General features: G+C 70.3%; 1 pseudogene. It reads left to right on the forward strand.

Going from position 1 to position 1,385, the window contains the following annotated elements:
• Positions 1 to 575, forward strand: a pseudogene (locus tag ABD308_RS01995) (hypothetical protein); the annotation flags it as partial.
• Between the last annotated feature and the right edge of the window lie 810 nt (positions 576 to 1,385).

Genomic DNA, 1,385 nt, shown 5'->3' on the forward strand with positions numbered 1-1,385 from the left:
TCCGGGCAAGCCTGGAGACCTTCCGCGAGCGGGCCGACCACTGGGCCGAGGGCAACGCGCTGCGCGTCCTCAGCCTGATCCAGCTCGAAGCAGGGCGGGTGACCGAGGCACTGGACAGCGCCCAGCGCGCGGTCGAGTTCGCGCTGGACCTCGGCAGCGCCGTCGCCGAGGGCCACTGGCTGACGCAGCTCGGGCACGCCCAGCGCGCCGCCGACCAACCCGCCGACGCCCTCGTCTCCTACCACCGGGCCGCGGTCCTGCAGCGCGGCCTCGGCGACCGCAGCCGCGAAGCCCTGGCCTGGGACGGCGCCGGCCGCGCCCACCTCGACCTCGGCCGCCCTCAGGAGGCGACCGGCTTCCACCGCCGAGCCGTGGCCGCCCACCGCGACCTGGGCGAGCGATGGCATACGGCCACCGCCCTCTGCCACCTCGCCGCCGCCCTCGACAGTGGCGAGGAACCGGACGCCGCCCGGCAGTACCGAGGAGAGGCGCTGGCCCTGCTCGACGGATTCACCGATCCCGCCGCTCATCGCCTGCGTGGCCGGCTGAAGAGCGCCCTCGGCACGGACGACTGACTCGGTCCGCGAGGACCCACGTCCTCATCCGGAGCGGAGCTTGTGCGCAGGGCTCGAACTGGGTGGGGATTGTGTGAGGGGTGCGGGTCACACGCACAAGTGAATATCGGGCAATCCGGGTGCGGAGGGCCTGCTTCTCCCACTGTGCTGGGCATGCCTCATCAGGCGAGGCGACGGTGTCCATCGGCGATGAGAGTGGGGGACCGTGGAACGAAGAAGAGGGAAGTGGACGACGGGTGCCGCAGCGGTCGCGGTCCTGGCGATCGTGTGCCTCGGCGGCTGCGGCACACCTGCGGCGCCGACCTCGGAGACGCCGAGGGCCGCACCATTAGACCCGCAGACCCGTTCGGAGACGCTGCCCAGTACCGGCGCGAGCCCGCTGCTCCCCGTGGCCGGGGCCGCCGCCGCACTCTTCGTCGGCGTCGGCGGAGTACTGCTCCTTCTCTGGCGGGACCGTCGAACCGGGGCGAGGGAAGCTGTGACCAGCGACGACTTGCCCCGACCGTGGGGTAGGGGTAGTGTTTCCTAGTCGCTCGGCAGGGAGCACCGGACACGCATCGGCGCGGACGGTCCCGGGGCGGCCAATCCTCTGGAAATACCCGCGTCGGCCCGGCATGGGCTTTATTTGGCGTGTGCATTTTCGGGGATTGCGGCCGGATTCGCTTTTCGGAGCGGAGATCGGCTAGAGTTTGAAACGTCGGACGGGGCGTTAAGCCGCAGAAGACGCCAGCGAGTTGGATGAGGGAAGCGCCAGAAAACGGAGCGGAAAACATCTGGTAAGCTGGAAACACGAAAGAACGAAGCGCCCGG

The sequence above is a fragment of the Kitasatospora putterlickiae genome, assembly GCF_039527695.1.
GTDB lineage: Bacteria > Actinomycetota > Actinomycetes > Streptomycetales > Streptomycetaceae > Kitasatospora > Kitasatospora putterlickiae.